Annotated in this window: 21 protein-coding genes; 16 read left to right on the top strand and 5 right to left on the bottom strand. The window is 54.2% G+C overall.

Going from position 1 to position 24,847, the window contains the following annotated elements; translation table 11 throughout:
* The 3 genes from BM181_RS12540 to BM181_RS12530 all read left to right on the top strand — a co-directional run.
* The coding region (locus BM181_RS12540) for a flagellin (RefSeq protein WP_256211381.1) at nucleotides 1-397 on the top strand (397 nt) is incomplete at its 5' end.
* A gap of 142 nt (nucleotides 398-539) precedes the next feature.
* The gene (locus tag BM181_RS12535; protein ID WP_075445447.1) at nucleotides 540-1,028 is read left to right on the top strand and encodes a cytochrome c3 family protein; all 489 of its coding nucleotides are present in this window, start codon (nucleotides 540-542) and stop codon (nucleotides 1,026-1,028) included.
* Nucleotides 1,021-2,310, top strand: coding sequence for an ammonia-forming cytochrome c nitrite reductase subunit c552 (locus tag BM181_RS12530; protein WP_075445445.1), 1,290 nt, complete (start codon nucleotides 1,021-1,023; stop codon nucleotides 2,308-2,310). The genes BM181_RS12535 and BM181_RS12530 overlap by 8 nt, the downstream gene beginning before the upstream one ends.
* A gap of 81 nt (nucleotides 2,311-2,391) precedes the next feature.
* Here the strand turns inward: BM181_RS12530 and moaC are convergent, their stop codons facing one another.
* Both moaC and BM181_RS12520 read right to left on the bottom strand, forming a co-directional pair.
* Nucleotides 2,392-2,874, bottom strand: a complete 483-nt coding sequence (moaC, locus tag BM181_RS12525) for a cyclic pyranopterin monophosphate synthase MoaC (RefSeq protein ID WP_075445443.1) — start codon at nucleotides 2,872-2,874, stop codon at nucleotides 2,392-2,394.
* Between the two features lie 100 nt (nucleotides 2,875-2,974).
* Complete coding sequence (locus tag BM181_RS12520; RefSeq protein ID WP_075445441.1) at nucleotides 2,975-4,318, bottom strand: MFS transporter; 1,344 nt, start codon at nucleotides 4,316-4,318, stop codon at nucleotides 2,975-2,977.
* Nucleotides 4,319-4,506: 188 nt separating this feature from the next.
* On the opposite strand from BM181_RS12520, the gene BM181_RS12515 reads away from it, so the two are divergent.
* The 6 genes from BM181_RS12515 to BM181_RS12490 all read left to right on the top strand — a co-directional run bounded on the left by BM181_RS12515 (nucleotide 4,507) and on the right by BM181_RS12490 (nucleotide 13,049).
* Entirely contained in the window at nucleotides 4,507-5,181 is a 675-nt protein-coding gene (locus tag BM181_RS12515; protein ID WP_075445439.1) for a Crp/Fnr family transcriptional regulator, read from the top strand.
* 194 nt (nucleotides 5,182-5,375) lie between these two features.
* A complete protein-coding gene (locus BM181_RS12510) occupies nucleotides 5,376-6,296 on the top strand; it encodes a sugar ABC transporter substrate-binding protein (RefSeq protein WP_075445437.1) in 921 nt (306 codons plus the stop codon).
* 15 nt (nucleotides 6,297-6,311) lie between these two features.
* Nucleotides 6,312-8,021: a methyl-accepting chemotaxis protein gene (locus tag BM181_RS12505; RefSeq protein WP_075445435.1), complete on the top strand. Its 1,710-nt coding sequence runs from the start codon at nucleotides 6,312-6,314 to the stop codon at nucleotides 8,019-8,021.
* Nucleotides 8,022-8,162: 141 nt separating this feature from the next.
* Nucleotides 8,163-9,860, top strand: coding sequence for a methyl-accepting chemotaxis protein (locus BM181_RS12500; RefSeq protein ID WP_177207213.1), 1,698 nt, complete (start codon nucleotides 8,163-8,165; stop codon nucleotides 9,858-9,860).
* A gap of 12 nt (nucleotides 9,861-9,872) precedes the next feature.
* Complete coding sequence (locus BM181_RS12495) at nucleotides 9,873-10,892, top strand: substrate-binding domain-containing protein (protein ID WP_075445430.1); 1,020 nt, start codon at nucleotides 9,873-9,875, stop codon at nucleotides 10,890-10,892.
* 177 nt (nucleotides 10,893-11,069) lie between these two features.
* Nucleotides 11,070-13,049, top strand: coding sequence for a methyl-accepting chemotaxis protein (locus tag BM181_RS12490; RefSeq protein WP_075445428.1), 1,980 nt, complete (start codon nucleotides 11,070-11,072; stop codon nucleotides 13,047-13,049).
* Between the two features lie 88 nt (nucleotides 13,050-13,137).
* Here BM181_RS12490 and BM181_RS12485 read toward each other — a convergent pair whose 3' ends face one another.
* From BM181_RS12485 to BM181_RS12475, 3 genes are all read right to left on the bottom strand, one after another.
* The gene (locus tag BM181_RS12485; RefSeq protein WP_075445426.1) at nucleotides 13,138-14,415 is read right to left on the bottom strand and encodes an L-cysteine desulfidase family protein; all 1,278 of its coding nucleotides are present in this window, start codon (nucleotides 14,413-14,415) and stop codon (nucleotides 13,138-13,140) included.
* A 94-nt stretch (nucleotides 14,416-14,509) separates the two neighbouring features.
* Complete coding sequence (locus BM181_RS12480) at nucleotides 14,510-14,815, bottom strand: hypothetical protein (RefSeq protein ID WP_075445424.1); 306 nt, start codon at nucleotides 14,813-14,815, stop codon at nucleotides 14,510-14,512.
* A gap of 62 nt (nucleotides 14,816-14,877) precedes the next feature.
* On the bottom strand, nucleotides 14,878-15,789 hold the full coding sequence (locus BM181_RS12475; protein WP_075445422.1) for a GGDEF domain-containing protein: 912 nt from the start codon (nucleotides 15,787-15,789) through the stop codon (nucleotides 14,878-14,880).
* Nucleotides 15,790-16,037: 248 nt separating this feature from the next.
* Between BM181_RS12475 and BM181_RS12470 the strand changes: the two genes are divergently transcribed.
* From BM181_RS12470 to BM181_RS12440, 7 genes are all read left to right on the top strand, one after another.
* Nucleotides 16,038-19,718 (top strand): nitrate reductase subunit alpha, encoded by a 3,681-nt coding sequence (locus tag BM181_RS12470; RefSeq protein WP_075445420.1) that lies wholly within the window; start codon nucleotides 16,038-16,040, stop codon nucleotides 19,716-19,718.
* Nucleotides 19,708-21,126, top strand: a complete 1,419-nt coding sequence (gene narH / locus BM181_RS12465) for a nitrate reductase subunit beta (RefSeq protein ID WP_075445418.1) — start codon at nucleotides 19,708-19,710, stop codon at nucleotides 21,124-21,126. Before BM181_RS12470 ends, narH begins: the two co-directional genes overlap by 11 nt.
* A 1-nt stretch (nucleotide 21,127) precedes the next feature.
* A complete protein-coding gene (gene narJ / locus BM181_RS12460; RefSeq protein WP_075445416.1) occupies nucleotides 21,128-21,658 on the top strand; it encodes a nitrate reductase molybdenum cofactor assembly chaperone in 531 nt (176 codons plus the stop codon).
* Complete coding sequence (gene narI, locus BM181_RS12455; RefSeq protein WP_075445414.1) at nucleotides 21,655-22,320, top strand: respiratory nitrate reductase subunit gamma; 666 nt, start codon at nucleotides 21,655-21,657, stop codon at nucleotides 22,318-22,320. Before narJ ends, narI begins: the two co-directional genes overlap by 4 nt.
* Before the next feature lie 238 nt (nucleotides 22,321-22,558).
* Nucleotides 22,559-22,915, top strand: a complete 357-nt coding sequence (locus BM181_RS12450; RefSeq protein WP_075445412.1) for a nitrous oxide-stimulated promoter family protein — start codon at nucleotides 22,559-22,561, stop codon at nucleotides 22,913-22,915.
* Nucleotides 22,916-23,010: 95 nt separating this feature from the next.
* Nucleotides 23,011-23,853, top strand: a complete 843-nt coding sequence (locus tag BM181_RS12445) for an HAD-IIB family hydrolase (RefSeq protein WP_075445410.1) — start codon at nucleotides 23,011-23,013, stop codon at nucleotides 23,851-23,853.
* A 2-nt stretch (nucleotides 23,854-23,855) separates the two neighbouring features.
* Complete coding sequence (locus BM181_RS12440) at nucleotides 23,856-24,842, top strand: asparaginase (protein ID WP_256211380.1); 987 nt, start codon at nucleotides 23,856-23,858, stop codon at nucleotides 24,840-24,842.
* Nucleotides 24,843-24,847: the final 5 nt, after the last annotated feature.

Here is a 24,847-nt window from a genome sequence, read left to right as displayed (position 1 = left end):
TTTCAACTATATACCTGGGGTAGCATCCTACAAGGACTATAACGTTTTAACGCAGGCCAGCCGGGAGAAACTTTTAGGCAATCAGGCTGGGCGGATGTCACTGGATGGAACGCGTATGGTGAAGAACGATGAGCCGGGACTTTTGGATCGGGCAATCGAGTATCTGCTGGATGCCAGCACACTGGTGGGGGCACAGACCAGCCGTTTGGGAATGACGTATGATAACATCATCGCTCAGCAGGAGGGGACAATTGCTTCGGAATCCACCATAAGGGATGCGAATATGGCCAAGGAAATGACAGAATACACGAAGTATAATGTGCTTACCCAGTCTGCGCAGTCTATGCTGGCACAGGCAAATCAAAATAGCAGCAGCGTTCTATCTTTGCTGCAATAAGGATAAAACCACGTTCATCGCTGGGAACAGCAGATGAACGTGGTTTTTTTGTGAAAAAAGTCTGAATTTGGTTGCGTGAGCAACATCACACGATTTTGACGGATGCTATAATGGGCGTAGAAGTGAGAGGAGGGGAGCGGAAGTGGAACTCAAACAGCTTTTTAAGAAACACACGCTGGCATGTTTGGCGGGAGGATTTGTCATTGGTGTCGCGGCTTGCGGATTTGGGGCGGCTATGATGTCGTTTTCGGGGAGTCCGGAGTTTTGCGGCACCTGTCATGCCATGAAGACAGAGGCGTGGACTTTCGCCGAGTCAACCCATAGCAAACTCGAATGTGTGGACTGCCATCTGCCCCATGACAACATGGCCATCTATATGATCGAGAAAGGGAGAACCGGCATGGTGGATACCTACCATGAGGTGCTCCGGGATTATCCGGCACATATCAAGCTTTCGGCTGACGGCAAGAAGACGGTCAACGCGAATTGCTTGCGTTGCCATGAGAACACCATGAAGAATGTTCATGCGCAAATTGGCGTCGATCTCGACACCGGTGCTGACTGCATGAAATGCCATAGCAGTATTGCTCATGGCGCGAACCATCTCGAAAGGGGGATAAAAGTTGAGTAAGCTACAGAAAATATTAGCAGGAATCGCAGCGGTCTGCGTCGCGTTCTTCGGCTTTGTCGTGGTTCGCATCGGTGCAGCACCGAACGATGACAGCGTAAAGCTCGCTAAGATTCCGAAAGATCAGCAATTGACCAAGGATGGGTATAAGGATGCCTATCCACTCGAATACGAGTCGTTCATGAAGAATAATGAGATGCATCCATCACCGACTGGCTATGGCGGTTCAGATAAGGTGGATCATCTGAAGGAACAGCCGGAGGCACTCGAGAATTTCAAGGGCTACAAGTTTGCGCTTCAGTATGACGATGACCGCGGCCATACGTATGCCGGCATCGATATTCTTGAGTCGAAACGCCGTCCGGGGCAGAAGGGCTCCTGCATTGTCTGCAAGAGTTCTTATATGTACGATGTATATTTCAAAGAGAGTGGCTGGGATTTTGCGACGAAGCCGTTTGATGAGATTGCCGCCCCCATCAAGGATGACGAGTGGTTTGGCTGCTCGAGCTGCCATGATCCCGAGACAATGGATCTGCGCGTCTATCAGCAGGGCTTTGTCGAAGCAATGTCCCGCCGTGGCATAGATATCAGCAAGGCATCGCACAATGAGATGCGCGCTTATGTCTGCGGCCAGTGCCATAACGAGTATTATTTTGCCAAGGAAGATGGCCGTGTCGTTGAGCCATGGGATAATGGCTTCGATGCCGAAGAGATTTACCAGTATTATCAGGATGGGCATGCTGGTGGCTTCACGCAGGATTGGATTCATGCCGATTCCAAAACGCCGATGCTCAAGGCCCAGCATCCGGACTACGAGACCTGGCAGGATTCTATCCATGCCATGAATGGCGTTACCTGTGTTGACTGCCATATGCCGTACATGCGCAAGGATGGCCAGAAATATACGTCGCACTGGATGACGAATCCGCTGTTTACGCCGCAGGAGTCGTGCCAGAAGTGCCATCAGGAAAGTGCTGAGACGCTGACCAAGCGCGTCAAGACGATTGGTGACAACACGTTTAAGCTCCAGCGCATTGCAGGCCAGACGGTTGCTAAGGCCCATAAGACCATCAAGGCGGCGATGGATGCCGGTGCTACCGATGAGCAGCTTTCCGCAGCTCGTCAGACGCTGCGCGAAGCACAGTGGTATTGGGATTTTGTAGCTGCTGAGAGCAGCATGGGCTTCCATAACCCGGACAAGCAGATGCGTGTCCTGGGACTTGCCATTGACAAGGCACATACTGCCATTGCGCAGACGAATGCCGTCGTCAAGGGAAGCTTATGATCGATTTTGTCATTTGAAAAAAACAGGAGCCGTGAAGGATGAGACCTTCATGGCTCCTGTTTTTATAGCAGATAAAAGATTTCAGCGTACAAATTCGCCGCTTTTGCCACCAGTTTTTTTATCGAGGTGGATGTACTGGATTTCCATGCGCTTATCGATGGCTTTGCACATATCGTAGATGGTCAGCAGGGCGACGCTTACGGCGTGCAGGGCTTCCATCTCGACACCGGTCTGCCCCGTCACTTTGACCGTGGCCTGGGCTTCAACGGCACATTCTTCGGGCAGCATAGTGAAGTCGACACTGCATTTGGCAATGGGCAGCGGATGGCAAAGCGGGATGACCGAGCTCGTGGACTTGGCAGCCATGATGCCGGCGACGCGGGCGACTCCCAGTACGTCGCCCTTTTTGGCCGTGCCTTGTTCGATGGCGTCATAGACGGCCTGATTGACCTTGATGCGGCCCGTGGCGATGGCCGTGCGGCTCGTCTCCTGCTTGCCGCTGACATCGACCATGATGGCCTGTCCTTCCTCGTCAAAATGCGTAAGTCCGGTACGTGGATCCATGTTATCGTCTCCTTTGCAGTTCATAGCTCTTGTTTATATTTTACCAGTATTGCTGGCAGAAAAAAAGCCTCCCGTCTGGGGAGGCTGAAGCTGCGGCTGCTCAGCATTGGATGCCAGAGCCTTGCCGGTCATAGAAATACCAGGTGATGAGGATGGTGCTGACCGTGAAGGCAATCAAGATATAGAAGGCTGGCGTGACACTCTGGAAGCTGGCGTAAGACCAGCCGAAGATCTTCGGGATCAGGAAAGCGCCGTAGGCGGCGATGGCAGCCGTGAAGCCCGTGACGAGTGACGAATGGAACGGATTGTTGAAGATATAGGGAATCATGCGGAAGGAGGCACCGTTGACAAAGCCTGTCGTCAGGAACAGCAGCAGGAATGAGCCGAAGAAGACCGCAAAGCTATGTGTCTGGATGCCGAACAGCACGGCGAAGCTGGCGGCGAGCATGACGAACAGTGACAGCAGCGTGACACGCGAACCGCAGTTTAGCTTATCGGCGAGCCAGCCGCCAAGGGGGCGGACACTGGCACCGATGAAGGGGCCGAGGAAGGCCGCCATTGAGAAGGAGACCTCGGGGAACTCCTTGGCGACGAGCAGGCCGAGTGCTGCCGAAAAGCCGATGAAGGAGCCAAAGCCGCAGGTGTAGATCCAGCACATCAGCCAAGTATGCTTATTGCCGAAGATGGAAAGAATGGATTTCGGGCTCTGCTTGGGCAGCGGCAGGTTGTCCATGAACAGCCAGATGAGCACGAGCGTGAGGACAGTCGGGATGGCCCAGAAATAGCAGACATTCTGCAAGTAGAGTGGGCTGCCGTCAGCGGTCAGCAGGCCGGGCCCGAAGAGCCCAGACAGGTTCCAGCCTAAGAGCAGCGGTGCTGTGAGGTAGATCAGCGAGACGCCGAGATTGCCGACACCCGCGTTGATGCCCAGCGCCAGTCCCTTATTGGCTTTGGGGAAGAAAAAGCCGATGTTAGCCATCGAGGCGGAGAAATTTGCTCCGGCGATGCCGATGAAGGCGACGAGCAGCACGAAGGTGTCGTAGGATGTCGTCGTGTCCTGCAGGGCGTTGCCAAGGCCGATGACCGGCAGCAGCAGCAGGGCCGTCGTGACAAGGGTCGAGGTTTTGCCGCCGAGCAGTCCGGGCAGATACGTATAGAAAAGGCGGCCGGTTGCGCCGATAAGACCTGGCAGGGCAGCCAGAGTGAAAATCTGGTCATCGCTGAAATGGAACCCTACGGTGTTGAGCTTGGCAGCAATCGTGGCCCAAAGCGTCCAGACGACAAAGGAGAGGACGAGTGACCAGGTCGATGTGTAGAGGTTTTGGTTGGCAATCTTCTTGCCATACTTGTTCCAGAATTGTTTGTTTTCTGGTTCCCAGTGTGCGAGGATTTTCTTGCGGCTCGGGGAGTTCCCGAGTGCAAGCAGTACATCGTTTTCAGCCATAGTGTTATCTCCTATCCCATAAGAATACTAGTACATGGCAGCAAAATGCGCCATTGCTTTGCGTCAAGTATAATTGAAAAATATCAATAAGTAAGTAACAAATCTCACGCCGTGCGTAACAAATCGCACAGTTTTCTGCGATGACTTTTAGTAGACTGGAAGATGATGAGAGGAAATGAGGTTATACAATGGAAGCTTTAGTCCGCCAATTCTATGAAATCCCTGGCAAGGTTGTCATGCTTCATGACGGCGAATATCTTTTTCATGAGGGGGATGCAGCAAAATATTTTTATATTGTACGTACTGGTCAGATATTTATTACAAAATATGCGACATCAGGGCGTGTGTTGAGCTTGCGGCTGGCAACGCGCAGCAGTATCATCGGTGAATTGCCGCTCTATGATGACAATCCGGTCTATATCTTCAATGCGATTGCGCAGAGTGCCGCTGAGGTCTATGCCATCGAGTTTCCTGTGCTGCAGGCATATCTTGAGAAGCGGCCGCAGCTGGCCGTGCAGCTGCTGAAAATCATCAGTGCGCATATGCGCAAGCAGCACTCCAAGTTCCGTGATTTGCTGCTCTACGGCAAGAAGGGAGCGTTGTACTCGACGCTGATCCGCCTGGCAAACAGCTATGGCAAGGAAGTCGATGATGGCATCCTGATTTCAGTGCCGCTGACCAATCAGGAATTGGCAAACTACTCAGCGACGGCGCGTGAAAGCCTTAACCGTATGCTCAGTGAATTGCGTAAAGCTGGTGTCATTGAGTACCGTGGGCATTTGATTTTTATCAAGGATATCGGATATCTCAAGCAGTCCATTCAATGCGAGAATTGTGGCCGGGAAGTATGCAATATTGAATGAAATATAGGAATATTTAAGGCAAAACACCTCGAAAACGAGGTGTTTTTTTTATTGGAAATAAAAATTTTTCAAAAAAAGCAATATATTAAAGGAATTTCACCAATGTTATCGAATAAATAAATCAAGACTGTGGGTACGAGCACAGTTAGAGATGTAAGAATGATAAGAATGGGAGAGTGGTAAATGTGAAGCAAATGAAGAGAATTTTGCCGATACTGCTCGTAATCGCAGCGATGATAGTCGCTGGATGCGGCAGTTCGGATACTGGTTCGGGAAAGGTATATTGCCTTTTGCACGACAATGCTGACGCAGGATTCCAGGGGGATTTGAAACGGGCTATCGTGAACCGGCTGCAGGCGGCTGGTATCGAGACGGAGGTCCTGGATGCCAAGGGCGATGCAAATGTGCAGCATGACCAAATCAAGCAGGCCATTGATGCTAAGGCCTCAGCGATTGTGTTGGCGGCTGTGGATGGCGAGGCAGTTATTCCAGAGATTGAGAAAGCCAATGCGGCGGGGATTCCGATCATCCGCATCAACCGTGATATCAGCGGGGGTAAATTCGTCTCATCGGTATCGGATGACCGTGAGGCAGGACGCATGCAGGGCGAGTTTATGGCCAAAAATCTGCCGCAGGGGGCAAAGATTGTCTATATGAATGGCGAGATGACCCAGAGCGGTGCTAAGAAACGCTGGGAAGGATTCAAGGAGGCCTGCCTGGATAAACGTCCGGATATCCAGCTGCTGGCCTCGGCTGATTGTTCCTGGAACGAGGCGGTTGCTTTGCGGCAGATGTCACTGTGGCTCAAGCTATTCCCACAGATTGATGGTGTGGTAGGAGCTAACGATGATATGGCCTTGGGGGCAATCCGGGCATTGCGAGATGCCGGCCGGCTGGAAGGTGTGCTGGTAAGCGGTGTCGATGCGACAGATGCAGCTTTAAAGGCCGTAAGTGATGGTACGATGAGCCAGACTGTCAAGCAGGATGCTGAGGGACAGGGAGAGGGAGCTTTTGCGCTTATCCAGGCTGTGCGCCAGGGGAATAAGCAGCCAGAGGATATCCTGGTTCCCTTCGTAGAAATTACCAAAGCGAATATCGGACAATTCTTGCACTAAGGACGGTGGCTCGGGATGTTAAAGAATTTAAGCGTACAAATCAAAATCCTGCTGTTGGCAGGAAGTCTTTTGGTTATCATGGCACTGATCGCTGCGGTGGGAATTTACTCGGACAGTAAGGCCAAGCAGGCATTGGACGATATGTATAATTACAATATCATGTCGTCGCAGTTCCTCAATGACGCCAACAACCGGCTGCGCACCATTGATGTCGATGTAGCTTACTTGCTGCAGCAGGATTATCCGCAGGAATCCCGTAAGGTACTACTCAAGGATGTTGTCGATAGGCTGCATGATATCCGCACAGATGCCGAAGCGCTCAAACGCATAGACCGCAGCGAAAAGGCTCAGCAGGCGCTGCAGGAGCTTGGCCAGAATCTGGATACAGCTGAAAGCAAGGTAAAAGCTGTCGAGACGATGGGCAATAGTCTTGAAGATAAGGTCAAGATCATGGAGAATCTTGGTGCGACAAAGGTTATTGCTGCCAATCTTTCGGTGCTGACGCCGGATAATGTAGCCCAGAGCAAGCAGCTGTTTGAAACGTTCAGCGATAGTTATGCGCGTACCATCAAGATTTTTGCTGCGATTATCGTGCTGGGCTTTATGCTGGGCATTGGTGTGGCTGTTTATATTGCCCGCAGCATTGCAGCTCCGCTGCATGATGCAGTGGCACGGCTGAATGTTGTGGCCGCTGGCGATTTGACGCAGGAGATTCCATCCGCACTGCTGGGACGGCAGGATGAGGTCGGCATGGTGGTACAGGCGCTTTCCAAGATGCAGCAGTCGTTGCGCGGTGTGTTGAAAGATGTCCGTGCAGAGACGGAAAGCAGTGTGACCATGGTGACAGAGGTACAGCAGCTGGTCAATGGCCTTAATGGCAATGCGCAGGATATGTCTGCCGTTACCGAGGAAATGGCAGCGGGTATGGAAGAGACGGCAGCTTCGACGGAAAATCTGCAGCATCTAAGCGACAAGCTGCGGGAACAGATTCATGGAACAGCTAAAGAGGCAAAGCATAGTGAAACCTATACAGAAGAGATTGCCGAACGGGCCAGCACGTTGAAGGCAACGATGGAACAGTCTAGCAGCGAGGCACGGCGTATTTATGCGGAGACGAAATCTTCCCTGGAGACCGCCATCGAATCGGCGAAAGTCGTGGACAATATCAATATGCTGACGCAGGAGATTACCGATATCGCTGAGCAGACAAATCTTTTGGCACTCAATGCGGCTATCGAGGCGGCCAGGGCCGGCGAATACGGGCGTGGCTTTGCCGTGGTCGCAGATGAGGTCCGCAAGCTGGCCGAGCAGTCGCATGATACGGCTGAGAAAATCCAGACGCTTACGGGACAGGTAACAGGCTCGGTACAGAATCTCTCGAATGGTTCGTTCAGCTTGCTGAACTTTATGGATACGAATGTCAATAACGATTACGATATGCTGGAGAAAACAGCAATCCAGTATGAGGATGATGCAAAGTATGTCAATGGTTTCGCTAAGACGAGCAACACGACGGCACAGCAGCTTAGCGATGCTGTAGAATCCATGAGCAATGCCATGGAGGAAATCGCGAAAGCAACGCATGAGGGGGCCGTGGGCAATACGACCGTGGCCGAAAAAGTAACGGATGTTGCGGAACTTGCCAATGAGATTCTTGAAAAGATCAATGTATCACAGCAAAGTGCAGAAAACTTGAAAAAACAGGTAGAAAAATTCAAAGTTTGATTTATTGGCAGAGCTGACTGCTAATAAAAAGATGCTTCGCAAGCAGAAATTATTTTTTATGCTTGCGAAGTATTTTTTATGCTTGCGAAGTATTTTTTATGGTATAATAATTTTGTTCAATACAAAAGGGGGAAAGTTTTAGTGGATCGGATAACAATTCGGCAGAAACTGTTTATGGTTTTTGGGGCGCTTATTTTTATTTTTGCTGCCAATGGCCTGTATACAGGCTATAGCCTGAACAGTATCAATGAAGGAGCGCTTCGCATTGCGACGGAGCATTTGGCAAGCGTTATGGCTGGTGTGGAAAGCAGTCATACGCTATCAGATTATCGGCAGGGCGAGTATGCCGTAGCTACGGCGACGACGCTTCCTAATCGCATTCATGCGGCCCAGGAAACGCTGAAACGTGCAGATCAGCTGGATATTGCTTTCGATAAGGTGGAACCATCCGTGGCGCCAGAAGTCCGGGAAGACTTCGAGTCAATGCGCAGCATCTGGGAAAGCTATAAGAAAAATACCCGTGAGATCATCAAGCTGTCCAAGGATGGTAAAAATGCCGAGGCAATCAAGCTGCTGGATAAGTCCAGCAGCCAATATGCTGAAATGACGGCAAAGCTCAGCCATGTCGTTGACAGCAGCAAGGATTTCATCCATAAGGAAAGTGCTGCGGCTTCGGCGCAGTATGAAAGAACGAAATGGACGTTGATTGTCTGCATTGCTCTCGTTGTGTTATTGGCTGGTGCTATGGCATTCTATCTGAGTTCGGCAATCATGACATCAATCCGTTATCTCATGGATGTATCGCGGGAAGTGGCCGCTGGCAACCTTAAGGTTGAGGCTGTCCCGCAGACGCAGGATGAGTTTGGGGAGCTCACGGTGGCTTATGGTGACACCATAAAGAATCTGCGGGAACTCATCAAGCACATCCAGCAGACGTCGGAGGAAGTGTCGACTTTTGCGACGCAGCTGACAGAAAATGCCAGCCAATCGGCACAGGCAACGCAGCAGGTAGCTGTATCGATTACCAATGTGGCCGGGAATACCAGCCAGCAGGGTGAGGCCGTAAGTGCATCGCTCACGGATATCCAGGAAATGTCTGCAAGCCTGCATGGCTTTCAAGGTAAGGCGTCGGCTTCGGTCGATGCTGCGCATAATGTCGAAGTCATCGCTGGGGACGGCAAGGCAGCCATTGCTGGTGCCGTAGAGCAGATGGCGGAAATTGCAGATTCGGTTATGGATTCGGCGCAGGTCATCAAGAAATTGGCGGAGCGGTCGGAGGAAATCGGGCAGATATCGAGCACGATTTCCGGGATTGCCGAGCAGACGAATCTGTTATCGCTGAATGCCGCTATCGAGGCCGCCCGTGCCGGTGAATATGGACGCGGCTTTGCTGTAGTCGCTGATGAAGTCCGCAAGCTGGCCGAAGAGTCGAATACGGCAGCGCGCAAGATAGCAGAGCTGATTACGACTATCCAGCAGGATACGGAGCAGGCTGTCCAGCGCATGCAGAAGGGGACGGAAGATGTGCAGAGTGGCCGTACTGTCGTATCACAGGCAGGCAGTGCCTTTGAAAACATTGCAGCGGCTGTGACCGATCTTACCCGGCATGCCGACGCTATCCTTAGCGAAGCGGCAAAGTCTGCGGCGAAGGCGGAGACTTTAGTCGGAGTGATGGAAGGCATCAACAAATCAGGCCTTGATGTGGCTTCGGAGACGCAGTCGGTATCGGCAGCGACAGAGGAGCAGTCAGCGGCTATGGATGAAGTGGCAAATGCCAGCCGCAATCTGGCAAGCCTCGCGGAGGAACTTTCCGATTCCGCGGCGAAGTTCAAGATTTGAGGAGGCCTTAGGATGAAGAAAATCATTACGCTGTTCTGTCTGGCAGCCTTGGGGCTTAGTGCCTTGGTGCTCGGTGGTTGTGGCAGTGATGCGGATAACAATAAAAAAGTGGCGGTGGCATTTGCCAATTCGTCGCCAAGCTGGCAGAAAAATGGCCAGACGATCAAGGAAAGCCTGGAAAAAGAAGGCTATACCGTTGACCTGCAATTTGCGGATACAGCCAGCCAGCAGGCTGATCAGATCAAGTCCCAGCTGGAGGCGGCACCGAAATGTATCGTTATTGGTGCTGTGGATGGCGAAGCCTTGCAGGAAGTATTGAACGCTGCCAAGGAGAAAAAGATACCGGTCATCGCCTACGATCGTCTGGTCATGAACTCTGATGCCGTTTCGTACTACGCATCCTTTGATAATGCTGCCGTTGGCCAGGCGATGGGCGAATATATCGAAGCCAAACTGAATCTGAAAGGTGGGGCAGGACCTTTTCAGATGGAGGTCTTTGCCGGCGATCCGGCTGACAACAATGCCCATGTATTCTTCGCTGGGGCGATGGATGTCCTGAAACCGTATATCGACAAGGGGCAGCTTGTCATCCCGTCGCGGCAGACCAGTTTTGAGCAGGTAGCAATCAAAGGCTGGGAGGCCAAAGGCGCCGAAGCGCGCATGGAGAAGCTCCTGCAGGGAGCCGATGCGGGCGTAAAGCTGGATGTCATTCTTGCCCCTAATGACGGACTGGCTGGCGGCATCCGCGAAGCGCTCAAGAAAAATGGCTATGGCCAGATGCCACTGATGACTGGTCAGGATGCTGAAAGCCAGGCACTCGATGCTATCCGTAAAGATGAGCAGGCCATTACGATCTACAAAGCGCCAGAACTGCTGGTAGCCAAGACGATTCGTATGATAAAAGCCGTCGTCGAGGGGACGCAGCCTGATATCAACGATGTCAAATCGTACAACAATGGTGCGGTTACTGTACCGGCATATCTCTGTACGCCGCTGATTATCGATAAAGATAACTTGAACGAAGTGAAATAAAGCAGCGGAAAAAGTTTTTTGAATTTTGATATTGCGCAATGTCAGGGTTGACCTGGTATTGCGCAATTTTTATCGATAAAAATGTCCGTATAAAAGTTACAAATTTACAAATTGTCCTTGAATTAGAGATTTTTTTAGAATAAAATAAAAATGGTAATAACTCAAGGAGGTAAGGATATGGGTATTAGACAAAAATTCTTTGCATTGGCTGGTGTGGCCGGTGTCATTATGGCGATTGTATCAGGTGTGGGATACTATCTGGCTAGCACACATTTAAGCAGCAGCGTAGAGCGGGAAATCACAGATACGATGCAGGGAACCGCCAATAAGCTGGATGGCTGGCTGGCGGCCAAGAAACAGGTGGCAGTATCGGCCGCAGACCTTATGGCCAAACAGGATGATGGCACGAAATCGCCGGAACAGCTGCGCTCCCTGCTGGCAGTTGCAGGTGAGGATGTCAATGCAGTTTCGGATCTTATCGTGGGTAACAGCGATGGCACGATTGTCGGCTATCGTGCGGGCAATCTGGCACCAAAACTTAATCCGGTGACGATGCGTTTCTATAAACTGCCGAAGGCCTCGGGACAGGTTGAGTTTATGGATACTTATGTGGATAGGATTACCGGCAAGCTGGTGGTTTCTATTGCGGCTCCTTATCGTAGTGCATCAAGCGAGTACAGAGGTGCGATATGTGAGGATATTTTCCTCGATGTTCTGAGCGACGTAGTAAAGGAACTCAAATATCAGGGCGAGGGAACGGGCTATATTCTGGACAATAACGGCAACGTCATCGCCACGGAGGATTCGGAGGCACTGAATAAGAATGCAGCGGACCTGCCAGGCTTTCAGCAGGAATACGAACGCATGACGCAGCAGGCTGCAGGCTTTGCCAAAGTAGAAAAAGATGGCAAGGAAATGGTACTTGGCTATGCGACGATTCCAAGTACGCATTGGATTGCCGGCATCCTCGTACCAGAAGACGTAATCTATGGACAGCTTACGACACTCAAATGGACGTATGGATTGCTGACCGTGGCCGGAATCCTGCTCATCGTTTGGGCATGCCTGCAATTTGCTACTGGTATGACCCGCCGTATCCTGGAACTCAAGGATCATGCCGCTGAGCTTGCCGAGGGCAATCTTACGGGAGCAGATCTTGCGAATCTGTCAGCCGATGAGCTCGGTGATCTGGGACGTGGGTTTAATGTCATGAAGGGGCATATCAAGAAGCTTATCACCCAGATGAGTGCAACGTCAGAGCAGGTAGCAGCTTCCAGTGAGGAGCTGACAGCCAGTGCCCAGCAGTCGGCTGAGGCATCGACAAATGTAGCGCAGACGGTATCTGAGGTCGCTGCCGGCATGTCGGCACAGACTGGACATGTCGATGAAGCCAATCATAATGTCCAGGAGGTAGTGGCTGAACTTAACGGCGTGGCTGAAAAGGTCCAGCAGATAACAGAAATGACAGTCGCAGCGGCTGATGCAGCTGCGCAGGGACAGAAACTTATGGAACAGGCAGTAAAACGCATGGCTGGCATCGAGTCCAGTGTAGGCGAATCGGCTGAGGTCGTGGCCAATCTGGGCAGGAATTCCCAGGAAATCGGTGTAATCATCGATACGATTTCGGGGATTGCCGAGCAGACAAACCTCTTGGCACTCAATGCGGCTATTGAGGCGGCTCGTGCTGGCGAGCAGGGACGCGGATTCTCGGTCGTTGCTGATGAAGTCCGCAAGCTGGCGGAGCAATCGCAGCTGGCAACGGAGGAAATCCGCCAGCGCATAGGTGCCGTTCAAAACGGTACCAGCGAAGCTGTGAGTACGATGCAGTCTGGTACCGATGAGGTGAAGAACGGTGCCGAGGCTATCCGCGCCGTAGGCGAGGAGTTTGGCAAAATCATGCAGCGGGTCACGGCCATCAAGGAGCATATGGCGAAAATCGATGCAGCTGTGCAGACGGTATCTGCCGGCGGCGGCCACATCGAAGCTGCTGTCAGCCGTATCGATGAAGTCAGCCGCAAGACGGCGGAACAGACAGAATCTATCTCCGCAGCTACGGAAGAACAGTCAGCTTCTACGCAGGAGATTGCTGCAGCTTCCCAGTCCTTGGCGCAGATGGCTTCGGATTTGCAGGATATGGCGGCGAAATTCCGCATCTGAACAGGTAAGGGAAACTAAAGCAGGCCCATCAACTCGGAGGTTCGAGCTGATGGGCCTGCTTTATCTTTGGGGAACATTGTTTTATGTTTTATTTGCCGATCATCATATCGATGATTTCTTTGTCGGTTTCCTTCATGCCGATTCGGCCGAGGCGGCTGATGTTGCGGATGGTGTTTTCGACGCCTTTGAGTACGAGGCCGTCGCCACCGTAGAATTGCTGGCCGTTGCGGTACATCTCGAAGCCCATGATGCCGGCGTCGACGGCGGCGGATATCTTGGCGGCACAGGATGCCTTGGCACCATCGCAGACGATGCCGGAGGTGATGGCCAGCGCGTTGACGATGGTGTGGATGACGGCCTGGTAATCGCCGCCGCAGAGCCAGGCAATGCCGGCACCGGCTCCGGCACCAGCGCTTACGGCACCGCAATAGGCCGAGAGACGGCCGATGCCTTCTTTCTCATGCAGTGTCACGAGGTTGGCGAGCAACAGGGCGCGATAAAGCTGTTCCTGTGTTGCGCCGACTTCCTTGGCGTATTCGATGACGGGCAGGGATACGGTCATGCCCTGGTTGCCGCTGCCAGAATTGATGATGACGGGCAGCTCGCAGCCGTTCATGCGGGCGTCTGATCCTGCCGCCGCGCGGGCACGGGCGCGGATGTGGATGTCGTTGCCGAAGGCCTTCAACAGTGTCTTGCCGATGTTGGCACCGTAGTCATTCTTGAGACCTTCGTCAGCGATGGCGGTATTATAGGCAATCTGGCGGTCGAGGATGGCACGGACGTCTTCGAGATCGCAGGTCATGGCAAAGTCGTAGATATCCTCGATGGTCATGCATTCGTAATCGGGTTTGCCCGTGTCCACCGTGGCGGCGATTTCCTTTTGGAAGAGGGTTTTTCCGTTGCGGGTTATCTTGACGATGTTGGTGTGTTCGTTGACAATCTGGACTTCGGCCGTATCATCGCCTTTGCTGGCTGAAACGATGATATCGAGGACGTGTTCAGAGACTGCGGCTTCGACGGTGATAGTGGCAGTGTCGAGGTAGCCGGCAAGACGTGCTTTGTCTGCGGCCGTGACATGGGCGATGACCTCAAGGGCGGCGTGCGCATTTCCCGCCACGACGCCGATGGCCGCAGCGGCCTCGATGCCCCTGCGCCCATCCGTGTTCGGCACGACAACGCTTTTGACATTTTTGATGATGTTGCCGCTGGCCGTGACGACGAGTCGGTCGGGGACAGTGCCGAGGGCTTCGCGGGCTTTGGCGGCACAGTAGGCGATGGCGATCGGCTCGGTGCAGCCCATGGCTGGCACGAGCTCGCGCTTGAGGATTTCGACGTAGCTTTGGTAGGTGGAACCGTTTTTATTCATGGTGGATGCTCCGTTTCGTAAGAGTTTTTGCTACCATTATAACGCAATGCGGATAAGAAAAATAGCCTCCCGATCATGGGAGGCTATTTGGCTGTCATACTTCGATTCCCTGTTTGCGGCATTCGTTGAAAAAGAAGATGGCGTTGGTGTCTTTGGGATTCTCATTCCAGAACTTGATGAGCTTGGTGGCCATGTTGTATTTATCCTGCATAAAAGGTAGGAGGTTTTCAGCGGTGACTGGACCGCCTACCGTCATGAAGACATCGATGTTATGACCAAGAGTATCCAGCATTTCGTCGGTACATTCGTTTTTACCAAGAGCCTCTGCAAAGCGTATGCCCTGCTCAAGGTCGTCGGCATAGCCGCGCTGCAAGAGCCAGACGGCTATCTGTCTATCCATGTAAATCCCCCCTTTGGTATTTTCGGTATGTATCTATTTCGCGGCGGAGGGAAAAAATCCTGCTAACTGCGGCTATCGTTTTTATGAACTTTGCGCTTATGTGTGTAGAGATGCTGGTCGGCTGCATGGATGGCGGCTTCGGGGGTGGCGGCCCCATGGATATCGGCAAGGCCGTAGCTTACCGAGATGCGGAAACAGACTTTTTCATTGCAGACCATGCTACTGTGGATGTCACTATCAATCTCGGCTTTTATGGCCGTGAGCAGGCGCTCGCAGCTGGCAAGGTCGCGGTTGTGGAAGAGGATGGCGAATTCGTCGCCGCCAAAGCGTGCGGTGATGCCGTCTTCCTTGCGGATGCCGTGCTGCAGGGTGTTGGCGACGCAGAGCAGGATCCTGTCGCCGGCATCGTGGCCGTAGGTGTCGTTGATCTGCTTGAAGCTATCGATGTCCCAGATGGCAAGGTATAGCGGCGCGTCCTCTGCCGCTGTGGTTTGCTGGCTTTCCTGCAGGGATGCCGTCAATGCCTTCAGCAGGTGCTTCTTGTTGAACAGGCCGGTGAAAGGATCGCGGGAAGATACGCGTTCGAGCTCATGGATGAGGTTCATGACGAAGTTTTCTTCGCCGGCTTTGTTCTGGGTGAACTGGGTGGTGACATCCATGACGAATTCGAGGGCGTATTTTTTGCCCTGCAGCCAGACGGGGCGGGCGATGACAAAGTAATAGCGGTCGTTGGCGTACTCGAATTTCACATGCTGGCGGTTCTCGTTATAGGCTTGCTGCGAAACGCAGTTGGCACAGCGATGCTTCTTGCCCCAGACGGAGTAGCAGGTTTCATCGGTTATCGAGCAGGAACCGTCGCTGTTGCATTTGCAGACACAGTGGCCATCCTGCTCGACGAGCCAGATGACATCGAACATTTTCTGGAAGATTCCCTCCTGCTCGAGGAAATCAGCCAGCGCTTCATCTAATTCCATAGATATGCTCCCTTCGGTTGCGGATACACAGAGAAAGTTGGGGGATTGCGGCTTGTTTGACTAGCATAAGCTAGTTTAGCAAGCCGGACGGCAGGTGTCAGTGCTTTTGGTTACAGGGGCAGCGCATGGAGAAGATTGCCGCCAGGTGTATTTTGCAGCAAGGGCAAGTGATGTTTATCACATGAAAAGAAAAGCAAATCGGATAGAATGATAGGCATAGTAATGTTATGTTTTGGGAGGATGTCGACGTGAGCAGCGTTTTTAAGAAACTCAAATACCTTGTTCCGAAAGCGCATTCGCAGAGTGGTCATCAGCAGCTGAATGAGGGCGGCCGCGAGTGGGAGGATATGTATCGTGACCGCTGGTCGTTTGACAAGTGTGTGCACTCCACCCACGGGGTCAATTGTACTGGTTCATGCAGCTGGAATATCTATGTCAAGAATGGCCTGGTGGCCTGGGAGAATCAGATCCATGATTATCCCGAGACGAGCCCGGATATGCCGGATTTCGAGCCGCGGGGCTGTCCGCGCGGGGCGTCGTTCTCATGGTATCTGTACAGTCCGCATCGCATTAAGTATCCGTACTTGCGCGGCGAGTTGGCAGAGCTGTGGCGTGAGGCTAGGAAAAACCATAAGACGGTGCTGGCGGCTTGGCAGAGTATCGCCAATGACCCCGCCAAGATGAAGAAGTACAAGGAAGCCCGTGGCATGGGCGGCTTTGTGCGCTCCAATTGGGAGGAGGCCTCTGAGATCGTTGCGGCGTCGATGCTGCATACGGCGACGAAGTATGGCCCTGACCGCAATTTCGGTTTTTCGGTCATCCCGGCCAAGTCGATGCTGTCCTATGCGGGTGGTTTGCGCTTCATGCAGCTCATGGGCGGTGCGGGCCTGTCCTTCTACGATTGGTATGCTGACCTGCCGCCGGCCAGCCCGCAGATCTGGGGTGACCAGACGGATGTGCCGGAGTCCTCGGACTGGTACAATGCAGGCTACATCATCACCTGGGGCTCGAACGTGCCGCTCACGCGCACGCCTGATGCGCATTTCTTGACCGAGGCCCGCTACAAGGGCACGAAGGTTGTCTCGATTGCGCCGGACTACGCCGAGTCGACGACGGTGGCCGATACCTGGATCTCGCTCAAGGTCGGCAGTGATGCGGCGCTGGCGATGGCGATGGGCCATGTCATCCTCAACGAATACTATTGGGGCGAGCCCTGTGACTTTTTCGTGGACTATACGCGCCGCTATACGGATTTCCCGTTCCTCGTGCGGCTCGTGCAGCGCGAGGATGGCAAGTACGATACGGACCGGTTCCTGAACGCCAAGGACTTTGGCCGCAACGAGAAGCATGCGGAGTTCAAGCATTATGTCATCGACGAGAAGACGGGACGGCTCGTCATCCCGAATGGCACGATGGGCGACCGCTGGGATCGTACGGAGAAGTGGAACCTGCGCGAGGAGGACAGCGATACCGGTGCGAAGATCACACCGCAGCTGTCGGTGCTCGGCTGCATGGATGAGGTCGTCGAGATCGAGCTGCCGTATTTCGGCAATGAGCGCGAGAGCCGTGTGCTTACGCGCAGCGTCCCGGTGAAGCGGGTCAAGACGGAAGCGGGCGAAGTCCTGGTCACGACGGTCTATGACCTGACGCTGGCCAACTATGCCATCGACCGCGGCCTGGGCGGCCAGGTGGCGCATTCCTATGATGACGATGTTCCCTATACGCCGAAATGGCAGGAAAAATATACGGGTGTGCCGATGGACACGGTCATCCATACGGCAAGGGAATTTGCCGACAATGCCATCAAGACCAAGGGCAAGACCATGGTCATCATGGGCGGTGGTATCAATCACTGGTTCCATGCCGATGTGGTTTACCGCACGATACTGAACCTCTTGCTTTTCGTGGGCGCTGAGGGCCGCAATGGCGGCGGCTGGGCACACTATGTCGGCCAGGAGAAGCTGCGCCCGGCCGAGGGCTGGCAGCGCATCATGACGGGGCTTGACTGGAAGAAACCGCCACGGCTGCAGAACAGCACGTCCTTTTTCTATTTCGCGACTGACCAGTGGCGCAGCGATGAGGTGGACTATGCGGATCTGACAAGTCCGCTTTGTAAGCCGCGCTACCGCCATGCTGGTGACTACAACGTACTGGCGGCCCGCATGGGCTGGCTGCCGTCGTACCCGACCTTCAACAAGGGCGGCCAGCAGCTGCATGATGAGGCGTGTAAGGCTGGGAAGGATGTCAAGAAGTACATCGTCGACAGCCTCAAGGACAAGACGCTGAAGTTTGCGGCCGAAGATCCCGATGATCCGGCGAACTTCCCGCGCAACCTCTTTATCTGGCGCAACAATCTCATCGGTTCGTCGGCTAAAGGCCATGAGTTCTTCCTGAAGTATCTCTTGGGTACGAAAAATGGTTTGTTTGCTGAAGAGGAGGGCGCGACGCGCCCGACGGAAATCAATTGGCGCTCCGAGGAAGAAACAGGGAAGCCCAGCGGTGCGGGCAGTGGCAAACTCGACCTGCTTATCGATCTGGACTTCCGCATGGCCAGCTCTGCGCTCTATGCCGATGTCGTCCTGCCGACGGCTACCTGGTATGAGAAGGATGACCTGTCATCGACGGATATGCATCCCTTCGTGCATCCGTTCCAGGCAGCTGTCGACCCGCTCTGGGAGGCCAAGACCGACTGGGAAATCTTCAAGACGCTGGCCAAGAAGGTATCGGAGGTCGCCAAGGAGGCAGAACTCAAACCGTATCGCGATGTTGTAGCCATGCCTATCCAGCATGACAGCGAGGGCGAGTGCGCGCAGCCTGCGGGCGAGATCCGTGACTGGAGCAAGGGCGAGTGTGAGCCGGTGCCGGGCAAGACCATGCCGAATCTCATCGAGACCGAGATTGACTTCACGAAGATTTACGAGAAGTGGATTGCGCTGGGGCCTGGTGTTTCCGAGACGATGGGCTCGCTGAACTTTGCGTGGGATTCCCGTGAGGAGTACGCAGAAATCGCCAAGCGCAATGGCACGATAACGAATAAGGACTATATTTCCTATGGCATGCCGAGCATCTTTGATGCCAAGCAGGCCGCTGATGCAGTCATGGGCTTGTCGACGACGACCAACGGCAAGGTGGCCGTCAAGGCATGGGAGGCGCTGGAGAAAAAGACCGGTGTCGGCAACCTCACGCGTCTGGCCAAGGACCGCGAGCAGGAACGCTTTACCTTTGCACAGGTGGCTGTGCAGCCGCAGGAGACAATCACGAGCCCGACCTTTACGGGCAGCAATCAGAACCGCCGCTATACGCCGTTCACGACGAATGTCGAGGAGCTCGTGCCGTTCCGTACGGTGACGGGCCGCCAGTCCTTCTTCCTCGACCACGAGATGATGCGTGAGGCTGGCGAGACGATGGCGACCTACAAGCCGATTCTCGACTACCTGCCGATAAAGAGCAAGCTCGGCGGTGCGAAGGAAATCACACTGAAATACCTGACGCCGCATAACAAGTGGAGTACCCATTCGATGTACTTTGACAGCCAGCAGCTGCTGACGCTGTTCCGCGGCGGCCAGACGGTCTGGCTGAGCGAAAAGGATGCGGCGGAGATCGGCGTCAAGGATAACGACTGGGTGGAACTATACAACCACAATGGCGTCGTGGCCTCAAGGGCTGTGGTTTCGCCGCGTCTGCCGCGTGGTGTCGTCTACATGCACCATGCGCAGGACCGTCACATCAATGTGCCGGGTTCGAAGATTTCGGGCACCCGTGGCGGTACGCACAACACGCCGACGCGCATCCATATGAAGCCGACCCATATGATCGGCGGCTATGGCCAGCTTAGCTATGGATTCAATTATTACGGCCCGACGGGCAACCAGCGCGACATGTATGTGGTAGCGCGCAAGATGGAGGAGGTAGATTGGCTTGAAGATTAAAGCCCAGATTTCCATGGTCATGAATCTTGACAAGTGCATTGGCTGCCATACGTGCTCCATCACCTGCAAGAACGTCTGGACCAACCGCGAAGGTGCGGAATACATGTATTTCAACAACGTCGAGACCAAGCCGGGCATCGGCTATCCGAAGCGTTGGGAGGATCAGGACAAATGGCAGGGCGGCTGGGAGCTCAAGAATGGCAAGCTGCGCCTGCGCTCGGGCGCCAAGCTCACGCGCATGGCCAAGTTGTTCTATCATCCCAACCAGCCAGAGCTTGACGACTATTATGAGCCGTGGACCTATGACTATGAGACGCTGATAAATTCCAAGCGCAAGAACCATCAGCCGATTGCCCGTCCGCGTTCGCTGATCACCCAGCAGCGCATGGAGATAAAATGGGGCCCGAACTGGGAGGACGATCTGGCTGATGGGCAGTCGGCACGCCAGGATGTCAATCTCAGGAACATGGGCAGCGATATCGCGTTGGAGTTCCATGATCTGTTCATGAAATATCTGCCGCGTGTCTGCAACCATTGCCTCAATCCAGCCTGTGTGGCGGCCTGTCCGTCGGGGGCTATCTACAAGCGCGAGGAAGACGGTGTCGTGCTCGTCTCGCAGGACGGCTGCCGTGGCTGGCGCCATTGCATTCCCGCCTGCCCGTATAAGAAAGTCTATTTCAACTGGAAGACCAATAAGGCTGAGAAGTGCATCTTCTGCTTCCCGCGTCTGGAAAACGGCCTGCCGACGGTCTGTGCGGATACCTGTGTCGGCCGCCTGCGCTATATGGGTGTCCTGCTCTATGATATGGACAAGGTCAAGGAAGCGGCGGCAACGCCGGACAAGGGCCAGATCTATCACAGTGTGCTGGATATCATCATGGACCCGCACGACCCAGAGGTTCTGGCGGCAGCCCGCAAAGAGGGCATTCCAGAGAACTGGCTCAAGGCTGCGCAGGATTCGCCGGTCTACAAGCTGGTCAAGGAATGGCAGGTGGCTCTGCCGCTGCATGCGGAGTACCGCACCCTGCCGATGGTCTGGTATGTGCCGCCACTTTCGCCCATCACGCGCCGCGCCGAGGCAGATGTCTATCTGCCGGAGGCCACGGATATGCGCATCCCGCTGGCGTACCTGGCGGAGCTCTTCGGTGCCGGCAACACCCAGGTGGTCGCACGGGCCTTGCAGCGCCTTCTCGATATGCGCCTGGTCATGCGTGCGCAGACGACGGGCGACAGGCTGCCAGCACGGCTGGAATTTGATGTGGAGACGTATCAGGCAATGCACCGCCTCATGGGCATTGCCAAGTACAAGGACCGCTTCCGTATCCCGGCCGGGCTGCAGGAAACCTCGCAGGAAAAGCTGCATGAACTGCAGGGGACCTGCGGCTATACATGTCCAGGAGGTTGCTGATATGCGTGAACCAGAATACAAGAAAACCCTGTCGCTGGTTGCTTACTTGTTTGGCTACCCGGACGAAGACTGGTGGGCGGCTTTGCCCGAGGCGCAGGCTGGCGCGGCGGCGCTGGCGAACCAGCAGAACCGCACGGTGCTGCTGGAGGCCATCAACTATATCCAGCTGCTGGGGCGCCGTGGATATGAGGAGCAATATGTCCGTGTCTTTGAGTTCTCGGCGAATACGAATCTCTACCTTACGATGCATGACCGCACGGACTTTGGCAAGCAGGCGCGGGAGATGCTGGCGTTCAAGAAGCTGTTCCTTGACAATGGGTTCGATACGAACAGGGAGCTGCCGGATTTCCTGCCGGCAATTCTGGAACTGGCAGCTGCAATCTCCGAGGTGCAGGCGCGCCGTGTCCTGGGGGCAGCCCGCGCCAAGATCGAGCTTTTGCGCCGCCGCTTTGTAGAAGCGAAGCTTGCTCATACTTTTCTGCTTGACGTCATCTTGACGGAGGCGGATGCATTGGAGGGAGAGACGGCATGAATACCTTTATCTACGGCGTATTGCCCTATATTGCGCTGACAATCATGGTGGGCGGTACGATTATCCGCTATGCCTATGGAGAGCGCGGCTGGACGACAAAGTCCAGTGAATTCTTGTCGAAGCAGGATCTCAAATGGGGCAGCTATCTGTTCCATGGCGGTTTGTTTATGGCCGTGGGTGGTCATTTTGTCGGCATATTGGTGCCGAAGTTTGTGACGGAAGCAGCCGGCACGGGTGAGCATGCCTACCACATGATAGCGCTGGCTGGCGGTATCCCTGCGGCCATCCTGTTCCTTGGCGGTTTCCTGATGCTGCTGAAACGACGCTTTGCAGGCAGTGCCCGCATGGCGGCCAATACGAGCAGCATCGATAAATGGCTGTATCTCGTCCTGCTGCTGACTATCGTGTCAGGAACAGCGGCGACGATCCAGAATATACCGGGTGCATTTGACTATCGCGAGACCATTTCCCCCTGGTTCCGTTCACTGCTCATGCTGCAGCCGGATGTATCCCTTATGGACGGCGTGCCTAAGGTGTTCCAATTCCACATGTTCCTGTGGATGGTCTTAGCAATCACGTTCCCCTTCACGCGATTGGTGCACTGCTTGAGCCTGCCGTTTGAGTATTTCTTCCGCCGTGATATCATTTACCGGAAGAAATGACTCCTTTGGAAATTCTTACATACACAGCAGAAAAGCCTTCCCGTTGGGGAGGTTTTTCTGTTTCCGGCAGATATCCACAGGCGGGCTGTGGATTCACGCTGATTTTTGTGGATAATCTGTTAAGAAATCGTTGAGTTATCCACAATTATCCACATAAATGGCAGAAGTTCCTGTTGGTATTGTGGATAAAATGCTTTATGCTACAATACCAATAAGGGAAAGATAAAGGAGAATGGTTATGGATGTAGAACGTAAACGCCGGGAAGAACGGGAGACGGTACGGGAAATCATGAAACTCTACTGTCATGGACATGGGCATCGGCGTGAGCCTGGGCAGGAGCTCTGTCCCGATTGCCAGAGGCTGGCCGACTATACCGATGTGCGCATCAGCAGATGCCCGCGCATGGCGATAAAGACCTTTTGCAGTGTCTGTCCAATCCACTGCTATGCCAAGCCGGAGCAGGAGCGCATCCAGGAGATCATGCGCTATGGTGGCCCGCGTATGCTGCTGCATCATCCCCTCATGGCCTTGCGCCATATCTTCATCCAGTGGCGGACGCGCCACGGCCTGCGCAAGCAGGAAAAGATACGCTGAGTGATTGTCAGGCTGACAGGTTTTTGACTAGTCAGCCTGATGTTTTTTGTGCTATATTTAGTGAGGAAATATGAATCGGCAGAGGAGGAATTTGCGTGAGCGCCTATGAAAATACCTTGATCATCAGTGATTTGGATGGTACTTTGATTCCGCGCGGCGGAGTTATTTCAGAGGAGAATAAGGAGGCCCTGCAGCGCTTTGTGGCAGGTGGCGGTCGGTTTGCCATCGCGACGGGGCGCACGCCGGAGGCTGCTGCTGGCTATGTCGGCGACCTGCCCATCAATGCACCGAGCATTTTCTTCAACGGCTCGATGCTCTATGACTGGCAGAAGCAGGAAGTCCTGGCAACGCGGCCGCTGCCTGTGGGAGAGGAGCAGGATATCTGGCCACGGTTTGCGGCGGCCTGCCAGCAGTCATTCCCGCATGCCTGCATCGAGGTCTACACGGCAGACAATTGCCATATCATCAGTGAGGAAAAATACGATGATCCGCGGCTGCCGTTTGAATACTATAAGTATGAACACTGTGCGCTGGACAGGCTTACCGATACGGAAAAGACGCCGTGGCTCAAGTTCTTTGTCAATGACGAGCCGGCTGTGCTGCATCGCCTCGAGCGCCTGGCCAAGCAGATGGGCGTCGATGTGCTCAGCAATAGTTTCTATTCGGAAGTCAACTACTATGAGTTTGTGGCGGCTGGTGTCTCGAAGGGCACGATGGTCGAGGAGATCCGCAAGCTGCCGGAGTGGCAGGGCTATCGCATCATTGCGGCCGGTGATTTCTTCAACGACAATGAGATGCTGCAGCTGGCGGATGTTGGCGTGGCCTCGGGCAATGCGCATGAAATGACCAAGGCGGCAGCTGATGTCATAGGCTGTACGGTTGAAGAGCATCTGATGCCATGGATTATCGAGCATGTGATTGACGGCGGGGAGGAATGAACGTGAAGAAGATCTATGTACTGGCGACAGGCGGGACGATTGCTGGCAGTGCCGAATCGGATACGGCAACGACGGGCTACCAGGCCGGGGCCATCGGCATCGAGACGCTGCTGGCTGCGGTGCCGGAAATCCGCAAGATCGCAGAGGTGTCTGGTGAGCAGATCGCAGCCATCGACAGCAAGGACATGACGCAGGCGGTGCAGCTCAAGCTTGCACGCCGCTGCAATGAGCTGCTGGCCTTTGAGGGTGTGGATGGCATCGTCATCACACATGGCACGGATACGATGGAAGAGACGGCCTATCTGCTGAGCCTGTTGGCCTGCACGGACAAGCCCATCGTGTTGACGGGAGCCATGCGTCCGGCGACGGCTATCAGTGCCGACGGCCCGCTGAACCTGCTCGATGCCGTGCGCGTAGCGGTAAGTGACGAGGCCCGTGATCAGGGGGTACTTGTGGTCACGAACAATCAGATCGACGGAGCGCATGATGTCACGAAGTCCCATACGACCTCCGTGCAGACCTTCCAGTCCCCCAATGGCGGCTCGCTCGGCAGTGTGGATGATGGCGTTGTCAGATTCACGCGGCGCAGCGGCTATACCCATCTGTCGGCGAGCCTGCAGCTCAGCGAAAATGTGCAGGTGCTGCCAGATGTCCGCATCCTTTATGGTTATGCCGGTGACGATGGCCTGCTCGTAGAGGCGGCTGTGGCAGCTGGGGCGGAAGGACTGATCTATGCGGGCATGGGCAACGGCAGCCTGCCGGAAAAGGTGGAGGCAAAGCTGGCGGCGGCAGCGGCCAAGGGCATCGTTGTGGTGCGCAGCACGCGCGGCTATGCGGGCAATGTGACGACTGCCGAGGCATCGTATGATGCTGAGCATATCCTTTATAGCCAGGGGCTCAACCCGCAGAAAGCCCGCATCCTGCTGCAGCTGGCACTGCTGCAGACAAAGGAACCGGCAGCCATCCAGGCATGGTTCGATAAATACTGATTCAT

The organism is Pseudoselenomonas ruminantium (assembly GCF_900113715.1).
Classification (GTDB): Bacteria; Bacillota; Negativicutes; order Selenomonadales; family Selenomonadaceae; genus Selenomonas_A; species Selenomonas_A caprae.
This window is presented reverse-complemented; position numbering and strand designations above follow the sequence as displayed.

Bases quoted from the DNA above. Each gene is read 5' to 3' on its own strand.
- moaC (WP_075445443.1), bottom strand. From the start codon at position 2,874: ATGGATCCACGTACCGGACTTACGCATTTTGACGAGGAAGGACAGGCC.
- BM181_RS12515 (WP_075445439.1), top strand. From the start codon at position 4,507: ATGGAAGCTTTAGTCCGCCAATTCTATGAAATCCCTGGCAAGGTTGTC.
- BM181_RS12475 (WP_075445422.1), bottom strand. From the start codon at position 15,789: ATGGAATTAGATGAAGCGCTGGCTGATTTCCTCGAGCAGGAGGGAATC.
- BM181_RS12490 (WP_075445428.1), top strand. From the start codon at position 11,070: ATGGGTATTAGACAAAAATTCTTTGCATTGGCTGGTGTGGCCGGTGTC.
- BM181_RS12520 (WP_075445441.1), bottom strand. From the start codon at position 4,318: ATGGCTGAAAACGATGTACTGCTTGCACTCGGGAACTCCCCGAGCCGC.
- BM181_RS12485 (WP_075445426.1), bottom strand. From the start codon at position 14,415: ATGAATAAAAACGGTTCCACCTACCAAAGCTACGTCGAAATCCTCAAG.
- BM181_RS12510 (WP_075445437.1), top strand. From the start codon at position 5,376: ATGAAGAGAATTTTGCCGATACTGCTCGTAATCGCAGCGATGATAGTC.
- BM181_RS12495 (WP_075445430.1), top strand. From the start codon at position 9,873: ATGAAGAAAATCATTACGCTGTTCTGTCTGGCAGCCTTGGGGCTTAGT.
- BM181_RS12450 (WP_075445412.1), top strand. From the start codon at position 22,559: ATGGATGTAGAACGTAAACGCCGGGAAGAACGGGAGACGGTACGGGAA.
- narJ (WP_075445416.1), top strand. From the start codon at position 21,128: ATGCGTGAACCAGAATACAAGAAAACCCTGTCGCTGGTTGCTTACTTG.
- narI (WP_075445414.1), top strand. From the start codon at position 21,655: ATGAATACCTTTATCTACGGCGTATTGCCCTATATTGCGCTGACAATC.
- BM181_RS12505 (WP_075445435.1), top strand. From the start codon at position 6,312: ATGTTAAAGAATTTAAGCGTACAAATCAAAATCCTGCTGTTGGCAGGA.
- BM181_RS12480 (WP_075445424.1), bottom strand. From the start codon at position 14,815: ATGGATAGACAGATAGCCGTCTGGCTCTTGCAGCGCGGCTATGCCGAC.